This window comes from Aphanothece microscopica RSMan92, assembly GCF_046613545.2.
In the GTDB taxonomy this organism is placed as follows: domain Bacteria; phylum Cyanobacteriota; class Cyanobacteriia; order PCC-6307; family Cyanobiaceae; genus NIES-981.
This window is the reverse complement of sequence record NZ_JBKKKY020000105.1, coordinates 1-4849: the sequence shown is the minus strand read 5'-3', so window position 1 is coordinate 4849 and position 4849 is coordinate 1. Positions and strand designations below refer to the sequence as shown.

The 4849-nt window shown below is 73.1% G+C and carries 5 protein-coding genes; 2 read left to right on the top strand and 3 right to left on the bottom strand.

Annotated elements, in window-relative coordinates; translation table 11 throughout:
* A partial coding sequence (locus ACLD7X_RS15775) for a 3'-5' exonuclease (protein WP_411424631.1) occupies positions 1-1166 on the top strand: 1166 nt, incomplete at its 5' end.
* Between the two features lie 9 nt (positions 1167-1175).
* Positions 1176-2408 (top strand): tRNA nucleotidyltransferase/poly(A) polymerase family protein, encoded by a 1233-nt coding sequence (locus ACLD7X_RS15770; protein WP_411424630.1) that lies wholly within the window; start codon positions 1176-1178, stop codon positions 2406-2408.
* Here the strand turns inward: ACLD7X_RS15770 and ACLD7X_RS15765 are convergent.
* Genes ACLD7X_RS15765 through ACLD7X_RS15755 form a run of 3 tightly spaced genes read right to left on the bottom strand, consistent with a single transcriptional unit; the run spans position 2405 to position 4719 of the window.
* The gene (locus ACLD7X_RS15765; protein ID WP_412006961.1) at positions 2405-3067 is read right to left on the bottom strand and encodes a HupE/UreJ family protein; all 663 of its coding nucleotides are present in this window, start codon (positions 3065-3067) and stop codon (positions 2405-2407) included. The two genes, ACLD7X_RS15770 and ACLD7X_RS15765, sit on opposite strands and share 4 nt — an antisense overlap.
* Entirely contained in the window at positions 3064-3693 is a 630-nt protein-coding gene (locus ACLD7X_RS15760; RefSeq protein ID WP_411424628.1) for a HupE/UreJ family protein, read from the bottom strand. Before ACLD7X_RS15760 ends, ACLD7X_RS15765 begins: the two co-directional genes overlap by 4 nt.
* A gap of 3 nt (positions 3694-3696) precedes the next feature.
* Positions 3697-4719 (bottom strand): HupE/UreJ family protein, encoded by a 1023-nt coding sequence (locus ACLD7X_RS15755; protein WP_412006962.1) that lies wholly within the window; start codon positions 4717-4719, stop codon positions 3697-3699.
* Positions 4720-4849: the final 130 nt, after the last annotated feature.

Below are 4849 nucleotides of genomic sequence, written 5' to 3'. Positions count from 1 at the left end.
CCCAGAGCCGCGCCATGGAGGAATCGCTGGTGCGCTGGGGCATCCCCTACATCGTGGTGGGCGGCCTGCGCTTCTACGACCGGCGCGAGATCAAGGACATGCTCGCCTATCTGAAGCTGCTGGTGAACCCGGCCGACACGGTGAGTCTGCTGCGGGTGCTCAACACCCCCAAGCGGGGCATCGGCAAGACCACGATCGAGCGCCTCACCGACGCGGCCAATCAGCTGGGGATTCCCCTCTGGGAGGTGGTGAGCGATGCGGAGGCCGTGCGCTCCCTGGGGGGGCGCTCGGCCAAGGGACTGCTGCAGTTCCGCGAGCTGCTCAGCGACCTGCAGGCCCGCAGCCAGGATGCGCCCCCCTCCGAGCTGGTGCAGCGGGTGATGGAGCAGAGCGGCTACCTGGCGGAGCTCATCGCCGACGGCACCGACGAGGCGGAAGACCGGCGCCGCAACCTCAACGAGCTGGTGAACGCCGCCCTGCAGTACCAGGAGGAGAACGAGGAGGGCTCGCTCGAGGATTTCCTCGCCTCGGCCGCCCTGGCCAGCGATGCCGACAGCAAGGACACCGAGCAGGACCGGGTCACCCTGATGACCCTGCACGCCAGCAAGGGGCTGGAGTTTCCCGTGGTGTTCCTGGTGGGGATGGAGCAGGGCCTCTTCCCCAGCTACCGATCCCTGGAGGATCCCGCCGCCCTGGAGGAGGAGCGCCGCCTCTGCTACGTGGGCATCACCCGCGCCAAGGAGCGGCTGTTCCTCTCCCATGCCAGTGAGCGGCGGCTGTGGGGCGGCATGCGCGAGCCGGCCGTGCCCTCGGTGTTCCTCTCCGAGCTGCCCGAGGAGCTGGTGCAGGGCGACATTCCCCGCAGCGGCGGCGCTGCGATCCGGCGGGAGCAGCGGCTCGACCGGCTCACCCGGGTTGACCGGGAGGAGAGCCGGCGGGTGGCGGCGGGGGGAGCCGGCGGCGCCCCGGCCAACGCCGTGCGCCGCCGCGGCGCCGGCGCCGGCAAGACCTGGGCGGTGGGCGATCGCCTGCGCCACAGCTCCTTCGGGGAGGGCCACGTGACCCACCTGTTCGGCAGCGGCGAGAAGATCTCGATCGCGGTGAAGTTCGAGGGCATGGGCCCCAAGATCCTCGATCCGCGCCTGGCGCCGATCGAGCCCCTCTGAGGCCGCCGCTTGGACGTTCCCGGCATCCCGCAGGCCCTGGCGCAGGCCCTGGCCCAGGCGGCCTCCGCCCAGCGCGTGGCGCTGGTGGGGGGCGCCGTGCGCGATCTGCTGCTCCACCGCGTCCACAACGACCCCTGGCGCGGCGTTCCCGACCTCGACCTGGTGGCGGACGGCTCGGCCATCGCCCTGGTGCGGCGGCTGGAGGCCCTGCTGCCACCGGGGGCGCTGCGGGCGGCGCAGGAGCACGGCGCCTACGGCACCGTGGAAGTGGAGCTGCGGCTCGACGGGCAGACCGTGCTGCTCGATGTGGCCACCGCCCGCCGCGAGACCTATCCGCAGCCCGGCGAGAACCCCAGGGTGGTGCCGGGCCTGCTGGCGGATGATCTGGCCCGCCGTGATTTCAGCATCAACGCCATCGCCCTGGATCTGGCCAGCGGCGAGCTGCTCGATCCCCACGGCGGCCAGGCGGATCTGCAGCGGCGGGAGCTGCGGCTGCTCCATCCCCACAGCCTGCGCGACGATCCCAGCCGGCTGGTGCGCGGCGCCCGCTACGCGGCCCGGCTTGGCTTCCGGCTGGAGGCCGGCAGCCACGAGCAGGCGCGCCGCACCCTGGCGGCCTGGCCCTGGGCCTGGCATTCCGGCGAGCGACCGGGGCAGGCGCCGGCGGCCCTGGGCACGCGGCTGCGCATGGAGTTCGAGCTGCTGCTGCTGCGGGAGCCCTGGCCCGCCGCGCTGGCGATCCTGCAGGACTGGGGCGGCCTGACCCTGCTCGATGCCCGGATCCAGGCTGATCGCCACTGGCGGCGGCGCCTGCAATGGGCCGGCCGCGCCGGTGTGCCCCTGATGGTGGCCTTGGTGGCGGGCGCCGCCGACCCCCTGGCCCTGGCGGAGCGGCTGCAGCTGCCCCACCGCCAGCACCGCCTGCTGGCCCAGTGGCAGGAGCTGCGGCAGCGCCTGGCAGCGCTCCAGCCGGCGGCCGGTGGCAGGGGCGGCCCCGCCTCGGTGGCGGACTGGTGCAGCGCCCTGGAGGCGCCGGGCGGTTCGCCGGAGGCGGTGCTGCTGGCTCTGATCACGGGCACCGCCCCCCGCCGGCCACTGCTGCGCTGGTGGCTGCGCTGGCGGCACCTCAAGGCCCCGCACACATCGGCCGAGCTGATCGCCCGGGGGATGCGCCCCGGCCCGGCGCTGGGGGCGGAGCTGCGGCGCCTGCGGCAGGAGCGGCTGGCCCTGGAGCGGCCCTAACCCCGCAACGTCCAGCCCAGCATCAGCAGGCCCGCCGCCGCGATCCAGCTTCCCAGCACCCGCTGGCCGATCACCAGCCAGGGGCGCTGGATCTGGAGCAGCTGGCCGCAGAGGATTGCCAGGATTCCCGCCACGCCCGACACGGCGCCGGCAACGGCCAGCAGGCCACCGGCGTGGCTCATGGTGGCGCCGTTGCTGCTGCCCTGCAGCAGGCCCAGGCAGCCCGCCGCGATCAGCCAGACCGGCCGGGGCAGGCGGATCCGCAGGGCCACCGCCAGTCCGGCGAGCATGAAGCCCAGGGTGGCCACCAGCCTCATCGCACCGGTTTCCGGCAACCCCAGGCCGATCCATCCCCCCAGCAGCCAGGCGCCCGGCACCACGGCCAGGGCTTGCCGGCAGGTCGCGGCTCCCTGCTGCACGGCCCACAGGCTCAGCGCCAGCACCAGTAGCAGATCGGCCGGGGTGAGCAGCAGATGCACCAGCCCGTCGTAATACCCGCCGAAGCCCGTCTCCATCAGGTGAGCCGCGGCCGGGGCCGGCGCCGCCACCAGCGCCACCACCAGGGCAGCCAGCAGCAGCGCCCGCCCGTGCCGGGGCACCACGCCCTTCCACACGGTGTTGATGACGCGTCTCATGCCGCTGCTGTCGGCAGTGCTCATGCCACCGCCCGCACCAGGAACAGCAGACCCGTGAGGGCCACGCCGGCGCCGGCGGCCTGCACCACGCGCCGCCCGCCTGGCCAACGGCGCAGCTCCCCCAGCAGGATCCCGAGCAGGTGGAGCAGCCCTGTGGCCACCACGAATCCCAGGCTGTAGAGGAGCGCATCTCCCCCCGCCGGCAGTTCGGTGCCATGGGCATGGCCGTGGAACACGGCGAACACCGCCACGATGGCGGCCGCCAGCCAGAGCGGCGGCCGCTGCTCCAGCAGCACCATCAGCCCCATCACCACCCCGGACACGGCGATGCCCACCTCCACACCGGGCACGGGCACGCCCAGCAGGCCGAGCAGGCCCCCGAACGCCATCACCAGCGGGAAGGCCACCGGCAGCACCCACAGCGCCGGCGGACCCAGCACGGCCCCCCAGAGCCCCACCGCCACCATCGCCACCATGTGATCGGCTCCGGAGAGGGGATGGAGCAGGCCGGCGGCCAGCCCGCCGGCCTGGCCCCCTTCCACATGGGCCTGGGCCGCCTGGGGCAGCAGGGCCATGGCCGCCATCAGCCCGGGCACCGCGGCGGAGACCGTGGAGCGGCGATGCAGGGGGCGCGAGGGGAGCGGGGCCATGGCTCAGAAGGCGAACAGCAGCCCTGCGGAGTATTTCAGCGTCCAGTAGGCCCCGGCCGTGCCCACGGCCGTGCCCGGCAGATGCCGGACCCAGGGGGGCAGGGGGAGCTCGAGCTGCCTGAATGAGCGCTTCAGGGCCAGCACCAGCAGCACGAAGAGGTCCTGGCCGATCTCGATGCCGATGTTGAACATCAGCAGGGCCACCACCATCTCGCCGCGGGGCAGGCCCAGCACCGAGAGGCCGCTGGCGTAGCCGAAGCCGTGCAGCAGCCCGAAGACGAAGGCGATCACCCAGGGCCGGCGGATCGTGAAGCTCGTTTCACCGCGCCAGGAGCGGGCGATCTCCAGGCCGATGAACAGGATCGAGAGCGCGATGGCCACATTCAGCGGCGGGCCCGGCACCCTCACGATGCCGATTGCCGCGGCCGTGAGCGTGAGGCTGTTCGCGATGGTGAAGGCCAGCACGGTTTTCAGCAGCATCCAGCCGTTGTCCACGAGCAGCAGCAGACCGAGCACGAAGAGCAGGTGGTCGAACCCCAGCAGGATGTGTTCGATGCCGAGCCGCAGGTAGGCGAGGGCACCGCGCGGACCACCGTCGCGGGCACCCAGCACCACCGAGGGCTGCTCGGCTTTGAGCAGGTGGGTCTCCAGCTCGGCGCCGACGGGCTGGAAGCGCACCAGCACATCGGTGTCCACCGCCTCGAGGCCATCGACGGCCAGGGGCTGCCCCACCAACGGCGGGGCGCAGGTGAGGGTGGAGCGGTAGATCGAGGCCGTGGCCTGCCGTTCGCTGCCCAGCTGCCCCTGCTGGTGGCAGCCCTCGGGGAAGCGCGGTGCGATCGGCAGCTGCACGCCCTGCTGCAGCGGCAGCTTCCAGAGCACCGCGTAGCTGGCGGACTCGCTGGTCGAGCTCTGCTCGGTCAGTTCCAGGTACCCCGGCAGCAGCTCATGGGCGTGCAGGGCCTGGGGCAGCACCAGAGCGAAGCCGCACAGTACGGCCGCCAGAACGGCTCGGAGGCGCCTCATGGCGCCTGGGGGCCGGCCCCCGGCCATGTGGGCCGCGTCACCCGGTATTTGCCCAGAAGCTGGCGGTAGAGGGCCTGCTGATTTTCCTGGCTGCGGGCGGCCCGCCACTCCCGTTCCACCTGCTGCCGGA

Coding starts and splice junctions, on each gene's coding strand:
- ACLD7X_RS15765 (WP_412006961.1), bottom strand. CDS start 3,067: ATGAGCACTGCCGACAGCAGCGGCATGAGACGCGTCATCAACACCGTG.
- ACLD7X_RS15760 (WP_411424628.1), bottom strand. CDS start 3,693: ATGGCCCCGCTCCCCTCGCGCCCCCTGCATCGCCGCTCCACGGTCTCC.
- ACLD7X_RS15755 (WP_412006962.1), bottom strand. CDS start 4,719: ATGAGGCGCCTCCGAGCCGTTCTGGCGGCCGTACTGTGCGGCTTCGCT.